At 32.0% G+C, this 23,552-nt stretch carries 22 protein-coding genes; 20 read left to right on the top strand and 2 right to left on the bottom strand.

What is annotated here, in order from left to right; all coding sequences use genetic code 11:
• Positions 1-132 precede the first annotated feature (132 nt).
• The 7 genes from LQ686_RS09970 to trmL all read left to right on the top strand — a co-directional run bounded on the left by LQ686_RS09970 (position 133) and on the right by trmL (position 7,537).
• Complete coding sequence (locus tag LQ686_RS09970; RefSeq protein ID WP_233678371.1) at positions 133-1,557, top strand: ABC transporter substrate-binding protein/permease; 1,425 nt, start codon at positions 133-135, stop codon at positions 1,555-1,557.
• Positions 1,550-2,275, top strand: coding sequence for an amino acid ABC transporter ATP-binding protein (locus LQ686_RS09965; RefSeq protein ID WP_037589737.1), 726 nt, complete (start codon positions 1,550-1,552; stop codon positions 2,273-2,275). The genes LQ686_RS09970 and LQ686_RS09965 overlap by 8 nt, the downstream gene beginning before the upstream one ends.
• 25 nt (positions 2,276-2,300) lie before the next feature.
• On the top strand, positions 2,301-3,335 hold the full coding sequence (gene argC / locus LQ686_RS09960; protein WP_025904794.1) for an N-acetyl-gamma-glutamyl-phosphate reductase: 1,035 nt from the start codon (positions 2,301-2,303) through the stop codon (positions 3,333-3,335).
• Between the two features lie 15 nt (positions 3,336-3,350).
• A complete protein-coding gene (gene argJ / locus LQ686_RS09955; protein ID WP_103361119.1) occupies positions 3,351-4,586 on the top strand; it encodes a bifunctional glutamate N-acetyltransferase/amino-acid acetyltransferase ArgJ in 1,236 nt (411 codons plus the stop codon).
• 14 nt (positions 4,587-4,600) lie between these two features.
• Positions 4,601-5,362 carry an acetylglutamate kinase gene (gene argB, locus LQ686_RS09950; protein WP_025904796.1) on the top strand — a complete coding sequence of 254 codons (762 nt, stop codon included), beginning with the start codon at positions 4,601-4,603 and terminating at the stop codon, positions 5,360-5,362.
• Positions 5,363-5,932: 570 nt separating this feature from the next.
• Positions 5,933-7,060, top strand: coding sequence for a tRNA epoxyqueuosine(34) reductase QueG (gene queG, locus LQ686_RS09945; RefSeq protein ID WP_025904797.1), 1,128 nt, complete (start codon positions 5,933-5,935; stop codon positions 7,058-7,060).
• Between the two features lie 3 nt (positions 7,061-7,063).
• The gene (trmL, locus tag LQ686_RS09940; protein ID WP_107617635.1) at positions 7,064-7,537 is read left to right on the top strand and encodes a tRNA (uridine(34)/cytosine(34)/5-carboxymethylaminomethyluridine(34)-2'-O)-methyltransferase TrmL; all 474 of its coding nucleotides are present in this window, start codon (positions 7,064-7,066) and stop codon (positions 7,535-7,537) included.
• A 34-nt stretch (positions 7,538-7,571) separates the two neighbouring features.
• On the opposite strand, the gene LQ686_RS09935 is transcribed toward trmL, so the two are convergent.
• A complete protein-coding gene (locus tag LQ686_RS09935) occupies positions 7,572-7,712 on the bottom strand; it encodes a hypothetical protein (RefSeq protein WP_162841915.1) in 141 nt (46 codons plus the stop codon).
• 86 nt (positions 7,713-7,798) lie between these two features.
• Here LQ686_RS09935 and nagA point away from each other — a divergent pair, with 86 nt between their 5' ends.
• From nagA to LQ686_RS09905, 6 genes are all read left to right on the top strand, one after another.
• On the top strand, positions 7,799-8,950 hold the full coding sequence (nagA, locus tag LQ686_RS09930) for an N-acetylglucosamine-6-phosphate deacetylase (protein ID WP_025904799.1): 1,152 nt from the start codon (positions 7,799-7,801) through the stop codon (positions 8,948-8,950).
• A gap of 48 nt (positions 8,951-8,998) precedes the next feature.
• A complete protein-coding gene (locus tag LQ686_RS09925) occupies positions 8,999-9,598 on the top strand; it encodes a 6-phosphogluconolactonase (protein ID WP_025904800.1) in 600 nt (199 codons plus the stop codon).
• Positions 9,537-9,749, top strand: coding sequence for an SAS053 family DNA gyrase inhibitor (locus LQ686_RS09920; protein ID WP_370622769.1), 213 nt, complete (start codon positions 9,537-9,539; stop codon positions 9,747-9,749). The genes LQ686_RS09925 and LQ686_RS09920 overlap by 62 nt, the downstream gene beginning before the upstream one ends.
• A gap of 151 nt (positions 9,750-9,900) precedes the next feature.
• A complete protein-coding gene (gene fumC / locus LQ686_RS09915; RefSeq protein WP_107618180.1) occupies positions 9,901-11,289 on the top strand; it encodes a class II fumarate hydratase in 1,389 nt (462 codons plus the stop codon).
• A gap of 89 nt (positions 11,290-11,378) precedes the next feature.
• Positions 11,379-12,905, top strand: coding sequence for an exopolyphosphatase (gene ppx / locus LQ686_RS09910; RefSeq protein WP_107618179.1), 1,527 nt, complete (start codon positions 11,379-11,381; stop codon positions 12,903-12,905).
• Between the two features lie 71 nt (positions 12,906-12,976).
• Positions 12,977-15,142, top strand: coding sequence for an RNA degradosome polyphosphate kinase (locus LQ686_RS09905; RefSeq protein ID WP_025904803.1), 2,166 nt, complete (start codon positions 12,977-12,979; stop codon positions 15,140-15,142).
• Between the two features lie 47 nt (positions 15,143-15,189).
• On the opposite strand, the gene LQ686_RS09900 is transcribed toward LQ686_RS09905, so the two are convergent.
• On the bottom strand, positions 15,190-16,011 hold the full coding sequence (locus LQ686_RS09900; RefSeq protein ID WP_025904804.1) for an RluA family pseudouridine synthase: 822 nt from the start codon (positions 16,009-16,011) through the stop codon (positions 15,190-15,192).
• Positions 16,012-16,115: 104 nt separating this feature from the next.
• Between LQ686_RS09900 and LQ686_RS09895 the strand changes: the two genes are divergently transcribed.
• From LQ686_RS09895 to LQ686_RS09865, 7 genes are all read left to right on the top strand, one after another.
• Positions 16,116-17,654: a bifunctional GNAT family N-acetyltransferase/carbon-nitrogen hydrolase family protein gene (locus tag LQ686_RS09895; RefSeq protein ID WP_025904805.1), complete on the top strand. Its 1,539-nt coding sequence runs from the start codon at positions 16,116-16,118 to the stop codon at positions 17,652-17,654.
• 17 nt (positions 17,655-17,671) lie between these two features.
• Complete coding sequence (locus LQ686_RS09890; protein WP_025904806.1) at positions 17,672-18,781, top strand: GAF domain-containing sensor histidine kinase; 1,110 nt, start codon at positions 17,672-17,674, stop codon at positions 18,779-18,781.
• 18 nt (positions 18,782-18,799) lie between these two features.
• Positions 18,800-19,429 carry a response regulator gene (locus LQ686_RS09885; RefSeq protein ID WP_025904807.1) on the top strand — a complete coding sequence of 210 codons (630 nt, stop codon included), beginning with the start codon at positions 18,800-18,802 and terminating at the stop codon, positions 19,427-19,429.
• A 159-nt stretch (positions 19,430-19,588) separates the two neighbouring features.
• Positions 19,589-20,866 (top strand): dicarboxylate/amino acid:cation symporter, encoded by a 1,278-nt coding sequence (locus tag LQ686_RS09880; protein WP_025904808.1) that lies wholly within the window; start codon positions 19,589-19,591, stop codon positions 20,864-20,866.
• A gap of 162 nt (positions 20,867-21,028) precedes the next feature.
• The gene (xdrA, locus tag LQ686_RS09875) at positions 21,029-21,487 is read left to right on the top strand and encodes an XRE family transcriptional regulator XdrA (protein ID WP_025904809.1); all 459 of its coding nucleotides are present in this window, start codon (positions 21,029-21,031) and stop codon (positions 21,485-21,487) included.
• Between the two features lie 75 nt (positions 21,488-21,562).
• Positions 21,563-22,693 (top strand): DUF445 domain-containing protein, encoded by a 1,131-nt coding sequence (locus tag LQ686_RS09870; RefSeq protein ID WP_025904810.1) that lies wholly within the window; start codon positions 21,563-21,565, stop codon positions 22,691-22,693.
• 74 nt (positions 22,694-22,767) lie between these two features.
• A complete protein-coding gene (locus LQ686_RS09865) occupies positions 22,768-23,133 on the top strand; it encodes a YlbF/YmcA family competence regulator (protein ID WP_025904811.1) in 366 nt (121 codons plus the stop codon).
• The last annotated feature ends 419 nt before the right edge of the window (positions 23,134-23,552 follow it).

Here is a 23,552-nt window from a genome sequence, read left to right as displayed (position 1 = left end):
AACGTTCGTTCATACTTTTTTATAAAAAGCTATTGCATAAAATTTCATAAATGCGTATAATAATGAATATTATTAATTCAGGAGGTAACGAATTTGAAAAGATATGTATTTACTAAAGTAGTTATAGCAACAATTTGTTTACTACTTACAATTCCTTATTTAGCCCCCATAAAGTCACAAGCTGCAGAAACTGATCAATGGGATAAAGCTAAAGAACGAGGCGAGTTAAGAGTAGGCTTATCAGCAGATTATGCACCTTATGAGTTTGAGCACACTAAAGATGGTGAACGTGAATATGCTGGGATAGATATTGAACTTGCTAAAAAAATTGCAAAAGACAATGATATTAAACTTAAGATTGTGAATATGCAATTTGATAGTTTACTAGGTGCTTTAAAAACTGGAAAAATCGACATGATTATTTCTGGTATGGCTCCAACTCCTGAGAGAAAGAAACAAGTTGATTTTTCTGATGATTATATGGAAGTTAATCAAAGAATGATTATACAGAAAAAAGATAAAGACAAATTAAAAACGATTGATGATTTTAAAGGAAAAATGGTCGGTGTGCAAAAGCAAACGACTCAAGAAGAATTGGCAAAAACAGAAATGCCAGAATCTCAAGTTAGCTCATTAACGAGAGTACCGGAAGTTATTATGTCACTTAATTCTGGAAAAGTAGACGGCATGATTATTGAAGGACCTGTTGCTGATGCATATTTAGAGAAGAATCCTAATTTAACATATTCAGATGTTACATTTTCAGATGCAGACAAGACAACAGCCATTGCATTACCGAAAAATTCACCTGAATTAATGAAGAGAGTTAATAAGAGTGTTAAAGAAGTTCGAGACAATAATTTGATTAAAGACTATCAAGATAAAGCGACAGAAGCAATGTTCGATGATGGTTCTTTCTTCAGTAAATATGGTTCATATTTCTTACATGGTGTAGGTTATACGATTCTATTATCATTCTTAGGTGTAGTAGCAGGGGCATTAATTGGTTGCTTCTTAGCGCTTATGAAATTAAGTAATAGTAAAATATTTAAATCGATAGCTTCAGTTTACATCGAATTTATAAGAGGTACACCATTACTCGTTCAAGTATTCTTAGTTTATTTCGGTACAACAGCAGTACTTGGCTTAGATTTATCAGCATTAATTTGCGGTATTATCGCACTCATCATTAACTGTAGTGCTTATATTGCAGAAATTATTAGAGCTGGTATTAACGCAGTAGATAATGGCCAAATGGAAGCGGCTAGATCATTAGGATTAAATAAATCGCAAGCTATGACTAAAGTTATCTTGCCACAAGCCATTAAAAATATTTTACCTGCATTAGGTAATGAATTTGTAACAGTTATTAAAGAATCTTCTATAGTTTCTGTTATCGGCGTAAGTGAATTGATGTTTAATGCTCAAGTTGTTCAAGGGGCATCATTTGATCCATTTACACCATTATTAGTAGCAGCAGTATTGTACTTTATCTTAACGTTTACGTTATCTAGAGTGATGTACTTTGCTGAAAGGAGGTTTAGTGTAAGTGATTAAAGTTAACGATTTACACAAATCATTTGGTAAAAATGAAGTATTGAAAGGTATTAATTTAAATATTGAAAAAGGGGAAGTTGTTGCGATTATCGGCCCATCTGGTAGTGGTAAAAGTACGCTTCTTAGATGTTTGAATTTATTAGAAGAACCTTCCTCTGGACAGATCGTATTTGAAAATAATGATTTAACAAATACGAAAGGTGCAAAGTTGGATCAATTAAGACAAAAAATGGGCATGGTTTTCCAAGGTTTTAATCTTTTTCCACATAAAAAAGTAATCGAAAATATTACACTAACACCTTTAACTTTGAAAAAAGGACAAAAATCCGAATTAGAAGATCAAGCTAAACAATTACTTAAAAAAGTTGGTCTAGAAGATAAAGCAGATGTTTATCCTTCTAAATTATCAGGTGGACAAAAGCAACGTGTAGCGATTGCTCGTGCGTTAGCGATGAACCCGGCAGTTATTTTATTTGATGAACCAACTTCAGCTTTAGACCCCGAAGTTGTTGGTGAAGTATTAAGTGTTATGAAAGATTTAGCCAAAGAAGGTATGACAATGGTCGTTGTAACACATGAAATGGGATTTGCTAAAAATGTCAGCGACCATGTGATATTTATGGATGAAGGAATTGTTCAAGAAGAAGGTACACCTGAACAAATATTTGATAATCCTCAAAACGAAAGAACGAAACAATTTTTATCTAAAGTATTATAATACTAAAAATAGAAGAGGTGTTTTCGTGTTAGATATAGGTATAGTCGGTGGTAGTGGATACGGAGCAATAGAATTGATGAGATTATTAAATCAGCATAAAGAAGTGAATATCAAATATGTATTCTCGCATTCGAAATCTGGTCAAGATATAAAGGAAACATATCCACATTTACAAAATAATATTATTGAACAATTCACAAGTTTAGATGTAGAAACAGTGCAATGTGATTTAATATTTTTTGCGACCCCCTCAAATGTGAGCAAGAATTTTATTCCTAAATTAATAGAACGTGGTATTAAAGTAATCGATTTATCTGGAGACTTTAGGTTGAAAGACCCCACAATTTATGAAAAATATTACGGAGAAAAGCCAGCTCCTCAGAGTGTATTGGATGAAGCGGTGTATAGCTTGCCTGAGTGGTCAAATGTGGATGGATCATCGACACAAATTATTGCAAACCCGGGTTGTTTCCCAACTGCAATACTCTTATCTTTACACCCTCTTTTAGAAAGTGACTTTATTAATAAAGACACGATTATAATAGACGCTAAAACTGGTGTTTCAGGTGCTGGTAGAACATTAAGTCAAAATGTTCATTTTGGAGAAGCGAATGAAAACTTTTCAGCTTATAAATTAGGTTCCCATAAGCATACGCCAGAAATTGAACAATATTTATCACAAGTCTCGAAATCAGACATAAAAGTGACATTCACACCTCATCTCGTTCCTATGACAAGAGGTATATTGGCTACTATTTATGTAGATTTAAAAGATCAAACAAGTGAAGAAGCATTACATCAATTATATAAACAGAAATATGAGGAAAAACCATTTGTTCGTGTAAGAGACCTTGGCGAATTCCCTACAACAAAAGAAGTTCTAGGCAGTAATTACTGCGATATAGGTATTTATGTTGATGAAGACAGACAAAAAGCTATTATCGTTGCAGTTATAGATAATCTCGTTAAAGGTGCAAGTGGTCAAGCAATTCAGAACATGAATAGATTATTTGGATTTAATGAAGATGAAGGATTAAATTTATTACCAATATACCCATAGAATAGGAGGAATTTGATGTTAGATAAGACTGAAGAATTAATTGACTCTGAAATGATCGTTATAGAAGAAGGTGATGTCGCGTCACCTAAAGGATACATTGCAGGCGGCATGCATGTTGGCTTACGTAGAGAAAAGAAAGACTTTGGTTGGTTATATTCATCAGTTCCAGCTAATTGTGCAGCGGTATATACACAAAATGCTTTTAAAGCAGCCCCATTAAAAGTCACTGAAGAAAGTATTAATGTTGAACACAAACTTTCTGCAATTGTTATTAATTCTGCCATCGCAAATGCTTGTACAGGTCAAAGAGGTTTGGATGATGCAAAGCAAACTCAAAAATGGATTTCATCTAAACTACAATTACCTGAACATCAAATCGCAATTGCATCAACAGGCTTGATTGGCGAATTTTTACCTATGCAAAAAATTGAATATGGTGTGAATAATATTGATATTCTCAATAATGCGCATTCTTCTGATTTTAATGAAGCTATTTTAACAACTGATAAAGAGACTAAACATATAGCAGTACAAATTAAAATTGATGATGAAGTGATTACGATTGGCGGTTCATGTAAAGGGTCAGGCATGATTCATCCAAATATGGCTACAATGCTTGGCTTTATGACAACAGATGCAAATGTTGAATCTGAAGATTTGAATGGCTTATTAAAAGAATCTGTTGATGAAACGTTTAATATGATTACAGTTGATGGTGATACGAGTACAAATGATATGGTTATACTTTTAGCTAATGGTGAAAGTGGTCAAACATTAACTAAATCACATCCAGAATGGGAGAAGTTCGCTCAAGCAGTCCAATATGTGAGTCAATTTTTAGCTCAAAGTATTGCGAGAGATGGTGAAGGTGCGACGAAGTTAATCAAAGTTAATGTCAAAGGTGCTAAGACGAAAGCTCAAAATAGTGCAATTGCAAAAACGATTGTAGGTTCAAGCTTAGTGAAAACTGCAATACACGGTGCTGATCCAAACTTTGGAAGAATCGTAACATCAATTGGTTATGCAGATCATACTGTAGATACTAACGAAGTAGACGTTTGGCTTTGTGGACATTTATTAGTTAGTAAAGGTATGAATGTAACATTTGATGAGTTAGATTTAAAAGCTAAAATGGAGCAAGATACAATTGAAATAGAAGCGAAAGTTGGAAATTCTCATCATTCATCTACCGCTTTCGGATGCGATTTGAGCTATGATTACGTAAAAATTAATGCATTATATAGAACTTAATAGGAGGTCATTAAGTGAAGTATGCAGTCATTAAAATTGGTGGAAGTGTATTAAGCAACTTAAGTCAAACGATAATAGAAGATATACTTACTTTAAAAAGTCAAAATTATATGCCAATCATCGTCCATGGTGGCGGCCCGTTTATTAATAGACAACTAACTAAAATTGGTATTGAAAGTAAATTTGTAGATGGCTTACGTGTTACTGATGAAGAAGTGTTACTTCAAACTTCAAGTACATTGATAGGTGAGGTCAACCCACAAGTTGTGTTTCAAATTAATCAACATGACTCATTAGCATTAGGCATAAATGGCATTGATATGAATTTATTTGACATTAAACCTTTAGATTCTAAATATGGATTTGTAGCAGAATGTACATCTGTTAATAAAGAAACACTGGCTAATATATGTTCGAACAGTATTCCAGTTATCGCACCAATCGGTATCGATAGAAATACAGGTCAAAGATATAATATAAATGCTGATAGCCTTGCATATAAAATAGCGAGTGAAATGGAAGGCGACTTATTCCTAATAAGTGATATTCCAGGAGTACTGATTAAAGATGAAGTACAAAGCCATTTAAGTATAAATGATATTCATAATTATATAGAAACAACTGAAATATATGGCGGAATGATTCCTAAAGTTACTGGCGCAATCTCAGCAATAAAAGAAGGCTGTAAAAGCGTCAAGATTATTTCAGGATCATCAGACCATGCATTATTAAAAAGTTCTCATTCTAATAAAATAGGTACAACAATTACATTATAAAGTAAAAAATCCGACAGAGCCTTTGGGCACTGTCGGATTTTTTGTTCGCTTATTAGCAGATTTGGCTAGAAGTGCAAATAACGAGTGCCTTGTTTACAATTCTCAGGATTTTTGTAATTATGGCTGTCAATAGTAACACTTTGGCCGAGTTTTGTAACTAAGGCCACCCATAGTAACACTTCAGTCGAGTTTTGTAACTAAGGCAGTCCATAGTAACACTTCAGTCGAGTTTTGTAACTAAGGCAGTCCATAGTAACACTTCGTCCGAGTTTTGCAACTAAGGCGGTCCATAGTAACACTTCGTCCGAGTTTTGTAATTAACGCCCCCGTTATAAACAAGTTTGGGTGAAAGTGTTCACAGGACCCCCGTTATGAACAAGTTTGGGCAGAAGTGTTCACAAGAACCCCCACCACAAACAAGATAAATACTAATTTGTTATACCATTTACCACACAGTATATGAAAGCAATTTTTTATATACTTATTTAATTGAAATAATACGAATACCGTAAATTTATTTATTAAATGTGTTAAAATGTATTAGCATGTTTGATAGTGAGGTGAATAAATTTGAATTTAGATCAATTGAAGCAAGAAGTGATAGATTATGCACATTCTATTGGTATTGATAGTATTGGATTTACAACTGCTGATCCTTTTGATGAATTAAAGAAAAAGTTAGAAGATTATCATTCTAAAGGATATGCTTCTGGGTTTGAAGAAAGTGATATTGAGTTAAGAACAGTCCCTAAATTATCATTACCATCTGCTCGCTCAATTATAGCAATTGCTGTAGGGTATCCGAATAAATTAAAGGGTGCTCCTAAAAGTGTTAGAGGAGATAGAAGAGGTATGTTTGCGCGTGCTTCATGGGGCCAAGATTATCATACAATTATGAGAAATCGCCTTGATAAACTCAGTTTATTCCTAAAAGAAAAAGTGCCTGATGTAGAAATTAAATCAATGGTCGATACAGGTGTCTTGTCTGACCGTTCAGTAGCTGAAAGAGCTGGGTTAGGATTTGCAGGTAAAAATGGATTTATTATTAATGAAGAACTAGGTACTTGGAGTTATCTAGGTGAAATGTTAGTTAGCATTCCATTTAAACCTGATGATCCAGTTATTGATAGTTGTGGTGATTGTAACATTTGTGTTGATAGATGTCCGACAGGTGCCTTAGTAGGTAATGGTCAATTAAATAGTCAAAAATGTATCAGCTTTTTAACACAAACAAAAGGTTATTTAAAAGATGAATACCGCTATAAAATAGGAAATCGTTTGTATGGATGTGATACGTGCCAACAAGTATGCCCACGAAATAGAGGGATTAATACTGAACATGACGACATTATTTTAGAACCTGAGGTACTGAAACCTAGACTTGTCCCACTACTTAAAATGTCTAATAAAGAATTTAAAAATACTTATGGACATTTAGCCGGTGCATGGAGAGGTAAAAAGCCGATCCAACGAAATGCGATTGTCGCACTTGCTCACTTTAATGAAGAAAGTACAATACCAGAATTAAAAGATGTTGCGTTAACAGATCCGCGACCAATGATAAGAGGTACTGCATTTTGGGCTATCGGTCAAATACAAGGTGAAGAGGCAAGACCATTCATTATGTCACACTATGAACGTGAAATAGAAGAAGTCCAAGAAGAAATGATAAAAGGATTAGAGATTAGGAGAAAATAAATTATGGCAAATCATGTAGTTTTATATCAACCAGAAATTCCAGCGAATACTGGGAATATTGCACGTAGTTGTGCAGCAACAGATACAACTTTACACTTAATTAGACCTTTAGGTTTTAGTACGGATGATAAAATGTTAAGAAGAGCGGGTTTAGATTACTGGAAATTTGTAAATATTGTTTATTATGATAGTATTGAAGAATTTTTTGAAAAGACTGAAGGTGGAAACTATTACTTATTAACGAAGTTTGGTACACAACCACATACTCAGTTCGATTACAGTAATGTTGAAGAAAATCATTACTTTATATTTGGTAGAGAAACAACAGGACTTCCTGATTGGGTTAAAGAAAAATATAAAGATACAGCATTAAGAATTCCAATGAATGATAATGTAAGATCTTTAAATTTATCTAATACTGCTGCAATATTAATTTATGAGGCGTTAAGACAACAAAATTATCCTAATTTATCATAGAAATGAAAAAACTGAGGCCATATGGTCTCAGTTATTAATTATTATTTGATTTTAAAGATTCAAGTTCTTTGTTTAAATCTTCTTCCTTAAGACCATAGTCTTTAGAATCGCGACCAGCAGTTAACATCGCAGTAATAAATGCTACACCAACCATACAGATTAATAGCGTGTTCATTTAATTAGCCCCCTCGTAATGTTATGTTATCTTTATTATATACGAATTAAGGCAATAATTAAATACATTTTTAAGGAGACATTGATATGGATAATTATATTTTGAAAAATGCACAAATTTATACTGAAACATATAAAATTGATCATGGCTATATCGAAGTGCGTAATGGGTGTATTCACGATATTCAAGAAGGGGAATATACAGGTACATTACAAACGATTGATGCGAATGGTCAACACGTACTTCCGGGATTTATTGATATACATATTCATGGCGGTTATGGCCAAGATGCAATGGATGCAACACCAGAAACATTGAATCTATTATCTGAGAAATTATTATCTGAAGGTACGACTAGCTTTTTAGCCACAACAATGACGCAATCAACTGAAGCCATCAATGCTGCATTAGAAAATGTTGCAAACTATAAACCGATAGATGATAAACGTGCTGAAATACTCGGTGTACATTTAGAAGGCCCATTTATTTCAGAACATAAAGTTGGTGCTCAAAATCCCGCATTTGTTGCAAGACCTACAGTACAAAAATTCAAAGATTTTCAAGAAAAAGCAAATGGCGCGATTAAAATAGTGACAATTGCGCCAGAAGTTGAAGGTGCAGAGGAAGTTATTAAAGCACTTCATGAAGATGTTATTTTTTCAGCAGGACATACCGTATCTGATTACGATGGTATTGAAAAAGCAGTTCAAAATGGTCTTAAGCATATTACACATTTATATAATGCCCAAACGACATTTACACATAGAGAACCTGGCGTATTTGGTGCTGCTCTGACTGATGAAAGATTAACAACAGAAGTTATTGTTGATGGCATTCATTCTCATCCTGCTGCAGTTAAATTAGCATACCTTGCTAAAGGCAATGAGAATTTCTGTATTATTACGGATGCAATGCGTGCAAAAGGTATGAAAGATGGTAAATACGATCTTGGTGGCCAAGATGTATTTGTTAAAAATAACGAAGCAAGATTAGAAACTGGTTCACTTGCAGGAAGTATATTACTTATGAACAAAGGCTTAAAAAATTTAATGGACTTTGCAAATATACCGCTTGAAGAAGCATGGCGTACAGCAAGTTTAAACCAAGCGATTCGATTGAAAGTTGATGATAGAATTGGCTCAATTAAAGTTGGAAAACAAGCAGATCTAGTTATAGCTGATTCAGAATTAAATGTTTTAACTACTATTAAAAAAGGGTATATTATAGATAATGACTAAAGGTTATGATTTTTGTAAATAGACAAGTTGAAATGAGGAGTGGACAAAATGGCTTTAAACTTTAAAGTATTTGAAACAAAAGATATTGCTGCACGATATGCTGCAGATGTAGTTCGCAAACAATTTAATTCAGACAGCACTTCAGTTGTCGGCGTACATTTAGAAGCAGAGCAAACATCATTTTTCGATGAACTATTAGATGATGTTAAGAAAAATCCTGTGAATTTCAGTCAAATTCATATTTTAGATTTTGATGGTAAAGAAGATTATTACACAGAATTAGGTGTTCCTGCTAAACAAGTATTAAAAACTGATGTCGGTAGCGATGTTGAAGCGTTTATTAAAGAAAAAGTTAATACTGACAAAAAGAAAAACAAATTAATGTTAGATGTTGTCACTTTAACTGAAGATAGCAGAACTGGATTAGACTATGACCAAGCAATTCATCCAGCAAGAGAAGTTATCGTACTTGTCACTGGTAAAGAAAAAGCTAAAGCAGTAAGTCAGTTATATCAAGAACCTGCAAATGGTTCTGTTGAATCCGCTAAATTAAAACAACATAGAATGGTAACAGTTGTATTAGATAATGAAGCGGCACAAGGCTTACCTGAAGACGTTAGATCTTACTTCTCAATTCAATTTTCATAAGAAGGTGAGAAATTTGAATAAAAATCTAGAAGAAGAAAATGAAATGGTTCAAGACCTAGAAGATGTTAAAGAACTAGGTAAAGAAATGGAACAAATATCAGAACAAAATGATGAAGCTTTTGAAGAAAAGAAATCTGAACAAGAGTCTTAAAATATAGACTGGGACATAATGTAATGTCTCAGTCTCTTTTTTTCGTTAATTTAAATTATCTGACAACTGAGAGTTTAAATCGCTTTCTTTATACGATATAATAGAGATGAATAAAGAATGATGAATTCAAGAAATAAAGGGGAGTATTGAAATGAGTTACAGAATTGAACATGATACATTTGGTGAAATTAAAGTTCCAAGTGAGAAATATTGGAAAGCACAAACACAAAGAAGTAAACAGAATTTCCCAGTAGGTAAAGAACAAATGCCAATTGAAGTGATTTATGGATTTGCACATTTAAAAAGAGCAGCAGCAATTTCAAATCATGAACTTGGTAAATTATCTGATGATAAGAAAGATGCCATTGTATATGCTACTGATGAAATTTTAAATGGAAACTTAGATGAACATTTTCCTCTAGTAGTTTGGCAAACAGGTAGTGGTACACAAAGTAATATGAACGTGAACGAAGTTGTGAGCTACGTTGCAAATGAATACTTGAAAGACAAAGGTTCAGAAGAGTCCGTTCATCCAAATGATCATGTTAATATGTCTCAAAGTTCAAATGATACATATCCAACTGCAATGCATGTTGCATTATATCATGAAATTGAATCTAAATTATTACCAGCAATTGGTACGTTAAGAGATACATTTAAGAAAAAAGAAGAAGATTTCAAAGATATTATTAAAATCGGTAGAACACATTTACAAGATGCAACACCTTTAACTTTAGGTCAAGAAGTTAGTGGTTGGAGATATATGTTAGATAAATGTGAATCATTATTAAATGAATCTAAAGGTCAATTATTAAACTTAGCAATTGGTGGTACAGCAGTTGGTACAGGTATCAATGCACATCCTGAATTCGGCGATAAAGTGGCGAAACAAATTAGTGAACAATTAGACTATCCATTTGTATCATCTGAAAATAAATTCCATGCATTAACTGCTCATGATGAAGTTGTTTATGTTCATGGCGCACTTAAAGCATTAGCAAGTGACTTAATGAAAATTGCGAATGACGTAAGATGGTTAGCTTCTGGCCCAAGAGCTGGATTAGCTGAGATTTCAATTCCAGAGAACGAACCAGGTTCATCAATCATGCCAGGTAAAGTAAACCCAACTCAATGTGAAATGTTAACAATGGTTGCTGTACAAGTATTAGGAAATGATGCAGCAGTTGGTATAGCAGCATCACAAGGTAACTTTGAATTAAATGTATTTAAACCAGTTATTTTATACAATACATTACAATCTATTTATTTATTAACAGATGGTATTGAAACATTTAATAACAATTGTGCAGTTGGAATAGAACCGATTGAAGAAAATATTGATAAATATTTAAATCAATCATTGATGCTTGTTACTGCGTTAAATCCACATATTGGATATGAAAATGCAGCAGCAATTGCGAAGAATGCTCATAAAAACGGATTAACATTAAAAGAATCTGCAATTGAATCTGGACTTCTAACTGAAGAACAGTTCGATGAGTGGATTAAACCAGAAGATATGATAAGCTCTAAAAAATAATAGCAGCTTTAAGACACAAATATAAAGAACAGAAAAAAGGTGCTATAGGCACCTTTTTCTGTATCAAAATATAACTTTGGAGGCAATTTATGAAGAGATTAGGATTAATAGATATAGGTTCCAATACTATAAGACTTGTTATTTTTGAATACTCTAAAGATACAGGTTTAAATGAACTACAAAACGTTAAAACACCAGCACGTTTGAGTCAATATTTAGAAGAAGACAAAACAATGAATAAAGATGGAATCAATATTTTAGTAGAAACTTTAAATAGTTTTAAAAAAGTTGCCGAAAAATTTCAAGTGGAAGAACTTGTCCCTGCAGCTACAGCAGCAGTAAGACAATCTAAAAATATAAATGAAATTATTAAAAGTGTAAAAGACAAAACGAATCTCGATATTGAAATTATTCCAGAACAAGATGAGGCGTTTTACGGATTTTATGCAGCAACACATACTTTAAATATAAATAATGGTATTACAGTTGATATAGGTGGTGGTTCAACAGAAATAACTTATTTTGAAGATAAAAAGTTAAAAGAGGCAATAAGTTTTCCTTTTGGTGTTGTAACTTTAGAGAAAATGTTTTTCGCTGATAAAGATCATAATGATAAAAATGCGATAAAAAAATGTGAGAAGTATGTTAAAGAACAGTTTGAATCTGAAAAATGGATAAAAGATAAAAACGTTCCTATTATTGGAATTGGTGGATCTGCCCGAAATAATGCGCGTATACATCAGTCTTTAAATAATTATCCAATTGCTGGTGTACATGGGTATGACATGACTAAACAAGGGCTTGAAGAAGTGTTTGATGTCTTGAAAAAATCTGATAAAAATGAATTAAAAGATTTAGATGGTTTAAGTAGAGACCGTACAGATATCATTTTACCTAGTTCTATTGTTTTTAATACATTATACGATATCTCAGATGCAAAACGTTTTACGTTCTCAAGAAAAGGTCTACGTGAAGGTTTAGTGATGACAAGAATTAAAGAAGAATTTCCAAAGGCATTTAATAAAAATAATGTCACAAGTGATGCATTAAAACATATAGCAAATGAATATAATATCAATGCTTCAAACGGTAAACAACGCATGAAATTAGCTGAAGATTTGTTAAATAAATTAGAAGAAATCACTAGCTTCAAAATTTCAAAAGAAGATAGAGAAATATTTAAAGAAGCGGCAAATTTATATTATTTAGGTTCATTTATTGATGCAGATTCTAGTTCACAACATACGTATTATATTATAGCCAATTCAAGTATTAATGGCTTATCGCATAAAGAAAGGGTTAAATTAGCACTTTTGGCAAGTTTTAAAAACAAGACATTATTAAAGTTTTATATAAAGGGGACGCCTTGGTTTGATGATGAAGAAATCGAACTTATTCAAAAGCTTGGCGGCATCATTAAGTTTGCGCATGCTTTAAATGTTTCCAATACCGATTGCATCGAATCAATGGCATTAATTGAAAAGAAAAATGAATTTGAATTAAGAGCCAAATATGTTACAGACCCAATCGCTGAAGAATATCAATCTGATAGACAGAAAAAACATTTAGAAAAGTTACTATCGAAAAAACTTAATATTATATTTACACAAGATTAATAAACTTACGTTTAAATGAAGTAGTGTGATTTTATAATCTTGATTGGAAATTTGTAAAGGGTGAGATAATTATGGAAGCACAAGCGGAACAATTTTATTTAGACAATCCAGAATATTACAACAACCGAGAATTAAGTTGGCTAGACTTTAATTATCGTGTTCTTGAGGAAGCAATTGATCCTAACAATCCTTTATTAGAACAGTTGAAATTTTTAGCAATTCATAGTTCTAATTTAGATGAATTTTTTATGGTTAGAGTAGCGGGGTTGAAAGACCAAGTTAAGATGAATTTTAATGAACCAGAGAATAAAGCGCAATTGACACCTAAAGAACAACTTATCGGCATTGAAAAGAAAAATAGAGTGAACGTCGAGCTTCAATATAAGCGATTTAATGAATTAAAAGATTTGTTAAAGAGTTATAAAATATTTATTACACAACCAGAAAGATTGACAGAACCTTTAATTGAGCAACTTCAACATCAATTTAACACTGAAATATTACCAACACTTTCACCGTTAGGGATAGATGCATACAGGCCATTCCCAAAATTAAATAATAAAATGTTGAATTTGTTTGTAGATATTAGGTTAAATGATGGTGAAATTAGATCGGCAATCGTACCCGTTCCAACATTATTAGATAGAATTATTAAGTTAGAACATGAAGGCGTTAAATATATTGTATTTCTTGAAGATGTCATTTCATTATTTATTGAACAATTATTTAATGGATATGAAGTGATTAATACGTACACATTTAGGGTGACAAGAAATGCAGATTTAACAATTCATGAAGAAGGTGCAGAAGATTTATTAATAGAAATAGAACGATTTTTAAAAGAAAGAAAAAGTGGTGCAGCAGTACGACTTGAAATTGATAGTAGACATATAGATTCAGAAGTGAAGAGTATTTTCTTAATGAATGAACTTGAGTTATCAAATGAAGATATATACAGAGTTAATGGTCCACTAGATTTAACAGTGTTATTCTCTCTTGTAGGACAATTAGAAGATTTATTCCCAGAACTATTATTTAAACCTTATACACCACAATTACCTTCCTCATTAAGTAAAAATAATGTTTTTGAATTAGCATTGGAAAGAGATGTATTTTTCCATCATCCGTATGAATCTTTTGAGCCGATTGTTGAATTTATAAAAGAAGCTTCAGAAGATCCAGATACACTTGCTATTAAGCAAACACTTTACCGTGTGAGTAGTGATTCTCCGATCATTCAGGCTTTAAAAAATGCAGCTGAAAATGGTAAACAAGTTACAGTACTTGTTGAATTGAAAGCGCGTTTTGATGAAGAAAACAACGTTCAGTGGGCGAGAATGTTGGAGGATGCAGGTTGTAATGTTATATATGGTATGACATTCCTTAAAACACATAGTAAAATTACACTAGTTATTAAGAAAGTTAAAGGAAAAGTGACACCTTTCGTTCATTTAGGAACAGGAAATTACAATGATAAGACAGCTAAGATATATACTGATATGGGAATTATTACGACAAACCCTAAAATAGGGCAAGATGCGATTAACTTCTTTAATTATTTAAGTGGTTATTCATTAAAGCCTGATTATAATGAGCTAATCGTTGCGCCATTTGAAATACGAGATTTCTTTGTTGAACATATTGAACAAGAAATGAAGTCTCATAAAGAACATGGCAATGGTCTCATTATCGCTAAAATGAATTCGTTAACAGATAAAAAAGTAATTAAAAAATTATTTGAAGCATCACAATGTGGTGTTAAAATCAAACTGATTATTCGTGGTATTTGTTGTCTTAAACCAGGTATTAAAGGTGTAAGTGAAAATATCGAAGTAATCAGTATTGTAGGTCGATTTTTAGAACACTCAAGAATCTATTATTTCTACCATAATGGACAAGAAAAAATGTATCTTTCTTCAGCTGATATGATGACAAGAAATATGATTAAACGTGTTGAAATATTATTCCCAGTATTAGATCCTAATTTAGTTAAACGTTTAAAAGGTATTGTTGATTTACAACTCAATGATGGACTAAAAGGTCGTATTCAAAATAATGAAGGTGTATATCAATACAATGATGCAGGGAATAAACATATGAACTCACAAGAAATGTTAATGGATGAGGCAATGTTAGCAGGGAAAGAAATGAGAAAGTCTCATTTAAATATAGGGAGACCTGTAACGAGTAAAAGAAGTAACTTAATTAATAAATTTAAAGAAAGATTAAAGCGATAAATAGCTAAAGCCAACAAAGTTAAAGCTTTGTTGGCTTTTTTAGTTATTTAATCGTCTAACGTAACTGAAATCATTTCATCTTTAAATGGATGTTCGAATTCTATTTTATAGCTGTGTAATTTTAATTTTCTCAGTTTACTATTGTTATAAAGTGGGTCACCGACAACTGGATGTCCAATTTCTGCAAGGTGGACACGAATTTGGTGTGTTCTACCCGTATCTAATTTTAATTCTACTTCTGCCGTATGTTCATCAATCATATGACTTTCAAGTATATGTGTGATAGCACGTTGACCTGTTGGTGATACACGTCTTTTGTTTGGATGGAACTTGTCTTTACCAATTGGCATATCAATTGTTTGTGGTTTAAGTGGTAATAAACTATCAACTTGAGCTTTATATGTTCTTGTAATTTCTCTATCTTCTAACATACGATCTAATATTTTTTTAGCGATAGGGTGTTTTGCGACTAACAATAATCCAACAGTTTCTTGGTCAAGTCTATGAACAGGTTCAGCATAGTCTGAATCTAAAGTATAGATTACGTGATTCATAAGTGTGTTTGCTTCTTTTAAATCGTTTGGATGTGTCTTTACACCTTTAGGTTTAACGACAATTGCTAAGTATTCATCTTCGTATTTAATTTCAGCTAATCGGTAACTAGAAACATATTGGCTTGATTCGTCAAATAATGGAATATTGAGTTTATCTCCGGCATTTACTGTATTTCTTAATGTACATGCTTCGTCATTTATCGTAAGTTCTTTTGACATTCTTAAAAGGTGAAGTTCTTTCTTTGGTAGATGTAAAGATTTAAACATCTCTTCGATTGATTGACCTTCAAATTTTGATGGTATTGTAATTTGCATAGCGTCCTCCAGGAATATTTCTCTCAAAATCGGGAAAAATTATATTATAACAAAAAATAAGTTATAATTATTATAACAAGAAAAAGAGATAAGGAGTATGTTTCATGTCAAAATCAATCGATAATAATGAATTTAACGTTAGTATTAATACTAGACAGATGACTTTTGATGATATTGATGAAGTTATTGAATTACAGTCTAAATGTTTTCCAGGGATGGAACCGTGGGAAAGAGGTCATCTTGAAAGTCACTTAAGAATGTTTCCGAGAGGACAAATTGTTGTAGAATTTGAAGGTGAAATTATAGGTTCATGTTCTTCTCTTATCATCAATTTTGATGAATATGATGATAGACATACTTGGGATAGTATTACGAATAATGGTTATATTACAAACCATAATGATCACGGTCACAATTTATATGGTATTGAAGTTATGGTTCATCCTGATTATAGAGGTATGAAAGTTGGCGCAAGACTGTATGAAGCTCGTAGAGAAATTGCTTATGAATTAAACTTAAAGAGTATCATTATAGGCGGTAGAATTCCTAACTATCATCAATATAGTGATGAATTAACACCTCGTGAATATGTACAAGGTGTCATTAAACATCGTATTAAAGATCCCGTATTAACATTTCAATTGATGAATGATTTTACGTTAATGCGTATTAATCCAAATTATTTAAATGATGATGTTAAAAGTATGAAATTTGCAACTTTGATGGAATGGAATAATCCTGATTACATAGCGAGAAGTAATGTTCATTTTAAAACAAGTGAACCTGTAAGAATATGTACAGTAAACTATATGATGCGTAAAATTAATTCATTTGAAGAGTTTGCAAACCAAATTGAATACTTTATTGACGTTGCATACGATGCGGATAGTGATTTTATCGTCTTTCCAGAATTGTTGACGACGCAATTAATGAGCTTTGATGAACAAAGTAATCCAGCAGAATCTATTAGAAAATTAACTACTTACACATCACAATATATTGAGATGTTCAATCAGTTTGCGATGAAATATAACATCAACATTATTGGTGGTTCTCATTTCGTTGAAGAAGGTGAAGATATTTATAATATTTCATATTTATTTAGACGAGATGGCTCTATCGAAAAACAATATAAAATCCATGTAACACCAAATGAAAGAAAATGGTGGGGTGTATCACCTGGTAATGGCGTTGAAGTATTCGATACTGATTGTGGTAAAATTGCGATTCAAATTTGTTACGATAGTGAATTCCCTGAAATGGCGAGAATTGCAATGGAAAAAGGTGCAAAAATTATATTTACACCATTCTCAACAGAAGATAGACAAAGTTATTTACGTGTAAAATATTGTTGTATGGCACGCGCTATAGAAAACCAAGTTTACACAGTAACTTCAGGAACATGTGGTAACTTGCCACAAACTGAAAATATGGATATCCAATATAGTGCTTCAGCAATATATTCTCCTTCAGACTATGGTTTTGCTCGTGATGGTATCGTGAGTGAAACAGGTGAGAATTTAGAAATGGTTGCTATTGGCGAAGTTGACTTAGAAGTATTAAGAAGAGGTAGAGAAAACGGAACTGTTAGACATCTTAGAGATAGACGACATGACGTATATAATATTACGTATAATCAATAATAAAAAAGGTGATTGATATGGAAAAACCAACGCGTACAAGCCTTTTAAAAGAAATTGCAGAATTTTTAAATGAAGAGACTGAAATGTATAGTATGATGCATGGCGCACTTAAAAAATTAGTAAGCGGCAGTAACTTTCATACAGGTTGGATATTTTTTATTGATGAAGAAGGTAAACATGAACTTGTTGCTGAAGAAGCGTTACCGCCCGCTTTAACACATAATAGCTGCCAATACATGACAGAAGGTACGTGTTGGTGTGTAACAGCATATCAAAATAAAAAACTGACGAAAGCTTCAAATATTATTACATGTTCAAGAATTGTAAAAGCAACTAAAGAACATCATGACAAGACGGATGGCATTACACATCATGCAACTGTGCCACTTCGTTCTGGTAATGAACAGTTTGGATTGCTTAATATTGCGACACCAAATACGAAGCGTTATTCAGAAGAAGATTTAGAATTGTTAGAGTCTGTAGCATTTCAGATCGGCTCTGCTATTAAACGTATATTATTAACGGATCAAGAAAAAGAGGCAGCTCGTATAAATGAAAGAAATAGATTAGCGAGAGATTTACATGATTCTGTTAATCAAATGTTATTTTCTTTAAAAATTACTGCACATGCTGCGAAAAGTCTTGATGATCAAGAAGCGGCTAAGAAAGCTTTTCAAACAATTGAAGAGACGAGTCAAAGTGCTGTCAATGAAATGAGAGCACTAATATGGCAACTTAAACCGATAGGATTGGAACAAGGTTTAATATCAGCTATTAAACAATATAGCCAGTTAATTCATATTGAACCTGAATTCGAAGTTGAAGGGCTTATTGATTTGCCGAATACAATTGAAGAGAATGTTTATCGCATTATTCAAGAATCATTAAATAATATTCATAAACACTCAGGTGTAAATAGTGCGAAAATATTTCTAGAACAAAATAAAAATACGTTTAAATTTAAAATTGTGGATAACGGTAAAGGATTTGAAAGCCAAGATTTAGACAACAAGCTATCTCACGGTTTGAGAAATATTAAACAACGTGTTCAAGGTATGAAGGGACATGTAGATATCAAATCAAAATTGAATGAAGGAACAGAAATTCTGATTTCTATTCCACTTTAAATGTTAGGAGTATCACACATGAGTTATAATATAATCTTAGTAGATGACCATCATATTGTGCGACAAGGATTAAGTTTCTTACTAGATACTGTTCCAGATTTCAAAATACAAGCTGATTTCTCAAGTGGCGTGTTATTGCTAGAATACTTAGAACAACACGAATCACCAGATATCGTTCTTTTAGATTTAGTTATGCCTGATATGAATGGCATTGAAATTACAAGTATCATGAAGAAGAAATACCCAAACATAAAGATATTAGTTTTAACAAGCTTTTATGATGAAGAACATGTCATATCAGCAATTGATAAAGGTGCAGATGGTTATGAAATTAAAGATGTAGAACCTGATTCACTTATTCAAACAATTAGATCTGTATTAAATGGTGAGAAGAAAATTCATCCAAAAGTACAGTCTGTTATTTCTGAAAGTGAACGGAAACCACATAGAGAAAATAAATTATCAAAAAGAGAACTTGAAGTACTAGCAGAATTGGTGAAAGGTAAGACGAATAAAGAAATTGCAGAAACACTATTTGTATCTGAAAAAACTATCAAAACACATGTCAGTCATATACTAAATAAATTAAAAGTATCAGACAGAACACAAGCTGCCGTTTATGCAATGGAACACCAATTATTAATTTAATTACAGATATAATATTTTTACGAGTAAGTATTGTCATATTCAATACTTACTCGTTTTTATGTAAAATCACAAAAATAAATTTACAAAATGAAAGCACTTAAAGTATAATATGTTACATGGGAGAAATGATTTTACTTACTTTATAGGGGGTAGTTTAATATGAAAGTCAGGAAAAACTTAACTTTAAAAATTGTTATCGCTTTAGTATTAGGTATAACAGTTGGTTCGATTTTTAATATGTTTGCCGGAACGGGTTTCGTTCAAGGTACAAATCAATACGTATTTAATGTAATTGGTCAAATATTCCTTAACCTCATATTCATGCTTGTAGTACCAGTCGTATTTGTTTCAATTGTATTAGGGGTTATTGGCGTAGGTGATCCAAAATTACTAGGTGGTATAGGATTAAAAACCGTTACATTCTTCTTATGTACTACGGCAATTGCGATTACTATCGCAATGTTACTTGCTTTAGTATTTAAACCAGGTGTTGGTCAATCAGATTTATTAAATAGTGATGATGTTAAAAAATATGGTGCTGAACAAAAAGCTAAATCATCAGATCAAGCTGCACCAGAAAATCAAACATTTGATCAAACATTGATTAATTTGTTCCCACAAAATCCAATGAAATCTATGGTGGAACAAGATATGTTACCAATTATTACATTTGCAATCTTTATTGGTGTAGGAATGATTGCACTTGGTAGTAAGGTTGAAGCGGTGAAAAAAGTCTTCGAGCAGACCAATGATATACTCATGTATATCGTTACTATGATTATGAATTACTTCGCACCAATTGGTACATTTGGACTAGTTGCAACAGCTTTTACAAACGCAGGATTTGGCGCAATTAAACAACTTGGTATGTACTTCTTTGTTGTATTATTAGCGTTAGCAGTGCACTTCTTTGTGATCTATGGTGGGGCTGTTAAATTATTAGCAGGTAAGAATCCTTTCTGGTTCTTCAAAAAGTTCTTCCCAGCTATGACAGTTGGCTTTAGTTCATCAAGTTCAAACGCAACATTACCTATCTCTTTGGAATGTACTAAAGAAATGGGTGTGAGAAAAGAAATTAGTTCATTTGTTCAACCATTAGGTGCTACGATAAATATGGATGGAACAGCTATTATGCAAGGTGTCGCAACGATATTTATAGCTCAAGTATCAGGTATCGATTTAACAATTATGCAAATGGTAACTGTTGTCGTTGTTGCTGTTATTGCTTCAATTGGTACTGCAGGTGTTCCTGGTGTTGGCCTTGTTATGTTAGCAATGGTACTGACTTCAGTCGGATTAGACCCCGCAGCAATAGGTATTATTTTAGGTATAGATAGATTGTTAGATATGACAAGAACTTCTGTAAATATTACTGGAGATGCTGCATGTGCACTAATTTTATCTGAAAGAGAAAAGTCAAAATTTGTAAAAGAATAAACAATTTAGTGTATTAAAGGGGTAAATTGATATTAAATTCAATTTACCTCTTTTAATTTGGTTAAAAATGTATTATGATGTTACTTGTGCTTGAAAAAATCGTGTATTTTTGCAACATATTAAATCAATTAATATAAATATTAAAAAGAAAGGTAGATATAGATGGATAAACAAACATTTACAACAATAATCCAAACAAAATTCAAAATGGTTCGTATTGAGGCTGGATACACTCAAGATACTATGGCGAATACAGTAGGATTATCTAAGAAAACTTTAGTGCAAATTGAAAAAGAGAGAGTATTACCTAACTGGACGACATGTGTATCAATTTGTGCATTATTCAGAGATTCAGATGTTTTAAATACTACTTTTGGTTGTGACCCATTAGAAGTTATTCAAATCATATCTCGTCATCATTGTGCATATCCAAACCATGACAATACTAGCGATATTTACTGGGTAACACTTGATGCTAAATCTGGCTATATTTTACAATCTAATAAAAAATCAGATCTTTACAGAGTATTAAACGAAGAACGTCAGCCAATCTTCGGTACTGCGAAAAAACGTGAAGCAGAAACTTATTTCTTACGTAAAACGCAATCATTATTTGTTTAAAATTTGTATAATATTTGTTAAAAGCTACTTCTTAGATTATTCTAAAGAAGTAGCTTTTTTAGAAGGAGAATTTCCATGACAACAATTATAACCGTATTTAGTATGATGGTAATTGGTGCGTTAATAGGTGGATTTACAAACTTTATCGCAATTAAAATGTTATTTCATCCTTACCATGAAATTAGATGGTTTGGATATAAATTACCGTTCACACCAGGCTTAATACCAAAAAGAAGAAATGAATTATCAGAAAAAGTAGGTGAGATGGTTACTAAACATCTCTTAACACCTGAAGTATTTAAAGAAAAACTTGTGAATCCAAGTACGAAGAAAGTACTTGAAGACACGATAAAAGTTCAATTTAATACTTTAAAAGAGAAAAAATATACGATTCAAAACTTTGTGGATCGAATTGATTATCCACTAGAAGAGAAATTAAATGAAACGATCAAATCTACTATTAAAGAAAAGATTGATCAATATTATGCTTCTCATAAGAATGACGACATTAAATCACTCATTCCAGAAGAAATACTTGAACAATTAAATATTCAACTGAATCGTGTAACACCAGAAATTTTAACAAAAATTGATGAATATTTAGTATCTGAAAAAGGTGAACAAGATATTCATTCAATGGTTGAAGAATTTTTTGAACAAAAAGGTAGAATGGTCGGCATGATTCAAATGTTTATGACAACGGAAGATATTGTATATAGAGTTAAAAAAGAACTCAGAAATGTCATTAAACAAGAAAAAATCAAAAATATGATTGATCTGCAAGTGCATAATCAATACGACAAATGGATGGCTAAACCTTTACAAGAAGTTTTAACAGATGAAAGAAAAGAAAAAGCCAAAACATTATTCGCAACAGAAATTACAGAATCTATTAATGTTAATAAATATTTAAACACACCTTTAGATGAACTCGTTCCAAACTTATTTGTATATATGGAAGGAAGAGGAACAGAAAGATTTATTGATTATATGATTGGTAAAGTTGGCGATAATATTAGCTTAATTTTAGAAAGAATGAAATTAGCAGAATTGATTAAAGATCAAATTGACCGATTTGAATTATCTTATTTAGAAAAATTAGTCATAGAAATCTCTAATAAAGAATTAAAATTAATTACATTATTAGGCTTTGTATTAGGTGGAATTATTGGATTATTACAAGGAATAATCGCTATTTTTGTATAAGACTTAGAATTATGATACAGTATTATTGGAATTGATTTTCTAATACATTTATTTATTATAGGAGCGAATTAATTATGGCAGAAGTAAACATTTACGACAAAGCGAATGAACTAGAACAAACTTTACGTGCAAGTGAAGAATATAACAAAATTAAAGAACAATATGAAAAAGTTAATGCAAACCCAGAAACAAAAAAATTATTCGATGAATTCCGTGAAATTCAATTAGAATTACAAACTAAACAAATGCAAGGCGAAGAAATTTCAGAAGTAGATATTGCTAGAGCTCAAAAATCTGCTCAAGAAATTGAACAAAACGAAACAATTGCTGAATTAATGCAAGCTGAACAAGCAATGAGTCAATTAATTCAAGATTTAAACCGTGTTATCATGAAACCATTAGAAGATATCTACGGTAGCCTTGAAGAAAACCAAGGTTAATTAACTTTTATGAGTCGACAAAGTCATTCGATTTTGTCGGCTTTTTTTGTGGAAATTTTTATTAAGGATTATATATGATGGGGAATGATGATGAGTGGAGGCTGTTATTTGCAGTTTTGGTGAGAAGTGCAAATACTGAGTACGTTAGTAACACTTCGGCAGAGATTTGTAATTAAGGCGGTCTATAGTAACACTTCGGCAGAGATTTGTAATTAAGGCGGTCTATAGTAACACTTTGGCAGAGATTTGTAATTAAGGGGGTCTATAGTAACACTTCGGCCGAGTTTTGTAATTATGGAGGTCTATAGTAACACTTCGGTTGAGTTTTGGAATATGTCCATATAATTGTGTAATAAAAAAAGAGCCATATATAGCTCACTTTAGTACAATGTAATCGACTAAGAAAAAATTGTAGAGGT

The sequence above is a fragment of the Mammaliicoccus sp. J-M41 genome (assembly GCF_022385935.1).
In the GTDB taxonomy this organism is placed as follows: Bacteria; Bacillota; Bacilli; order Staphylococcales; family Staphylococcaceae; genus Mammaliicoccus; species Mammaliicoccus sciuri_A.
Note: the sequence above shows the minus strand (reverse complement) of the source record. Positions and strands in the feature narration are given on the sequence as shown.

Excerpts from the sequence above, each read along its gene's own strand:
- LQ686_RS09905 (WP_025904803.1), top strand. The coding sequence starts at position 12,977 with ATGGAAGCACAAGCGGAACAATTTTATTTAGACAATCCAGAATATTAC.
- LQ686_RS09900 (WP_025904804.1), bottom strand. The coding sequence starts at position 16,011 with ATGCAAATTACAATACCATCAAAATTTGAAGGTCAATCAATCGAAGAG.
- xdrA (WP_025904809.1), top strand. The coding sequence starts at position 21,029 with ATGGATAAACAAACATTTACAACAATAATCCAAACAAAATTCAAAATG.
- LQ686_RS09925 (WP_025904800.1), top strand. The coding sequence starts at position 8,999 with ATGGCTTTAAACTTTAAAGTATTTGAAACAAAAGATATTGCTGCACGA.
- argJ (WP_103361119.1), top strand. The coding sequence starts at position 3,351 with ATGTTAGATAAGACTGAAGAATTAATTGACTCTGAAATGATCGTTATA.
- LQ686_RS09870 (WP_025904810.1), top strand. The coding sequence starts at position 21,563 with ATGACAACAATTATAACCGTATTTAGTATGATGGTAATTGGTGCGTTA.
- trmL (WP_107617635.1), top strand. The coding sequence starts at position 7,064 with ATGGCAAATCATGTAGTTTTATATCAACCAGAAATTCCAGCGAATACT.
- LQ686_RS09865 (WP_025904811.1), top strand. The coding sequence starts at position 22,768 with ATGGCAGAAGTAAACATTTACGACAAAGCGAATGAACTAGAACAAACT.
- LQ686_RS09935 (WP_162841915.1), bottom strand. The coding sequence starts at position 7,712 with ATGAACACGCTATTAATCTGTATGGTTGGTGTAGCATTTATTACTGCG.
- LQ686_RS09890 (WP_025904806.1), top strand. The coding sequence starts at position 17,672 with ATGGAAAAACCAACGCGTACAAGCCTTTTAAAAGAAATTGCAGAATTT.
- LQ686_RS09920 (WP_370622769.1), top strand. The coding sequence starts at position 9,537 with ATGAAGCGGCACAAGGCTTACCTGAAGACGTTAGATCTTACTTCTCAA.
- ppx (WP_107618179.1), top strand. The coding sequence starts at position 11,379 with ATGAAGAGATTAGGATTAATAGATATAGGTTCCAATACTATAAGACTT.
- nagA (WP_025904799.1), top strand. The coding sequence starts at position 7,799 with ATGGATAATTATATTTTGAAAAATGCACAAATTTATACTGAAACATAT.
- LQ686_RS09895 (WP_025904805.1), top strand. The coding sequence starts at position 16,116 with ATGTCAAAATCAATCGATAATAATGAATTTAACGTTAGTATTAATACT.
- fumC (WP_107618180.1), top strand. The coding sequence starts at position 9,901 with ATGAGTTACAGAATTGAACATGATACATTTGGTGAAATTAAAGTTCCA.
- LQ686_RS09880 (WP_025904808.1), top strand. The coding sequence starts at position 19,589 with ATGAAAGTCAGGAAAAACTTAACTTTAAAAATTGTTATCGCTTTAGTA.
- LQ686_RS09885 (WP_025904807.1), top strand. The coding sequence starts at position 18,800 with ATGAGTTATAATATAATCTTAGTAGATGACCATCATATTGTGCGACAA.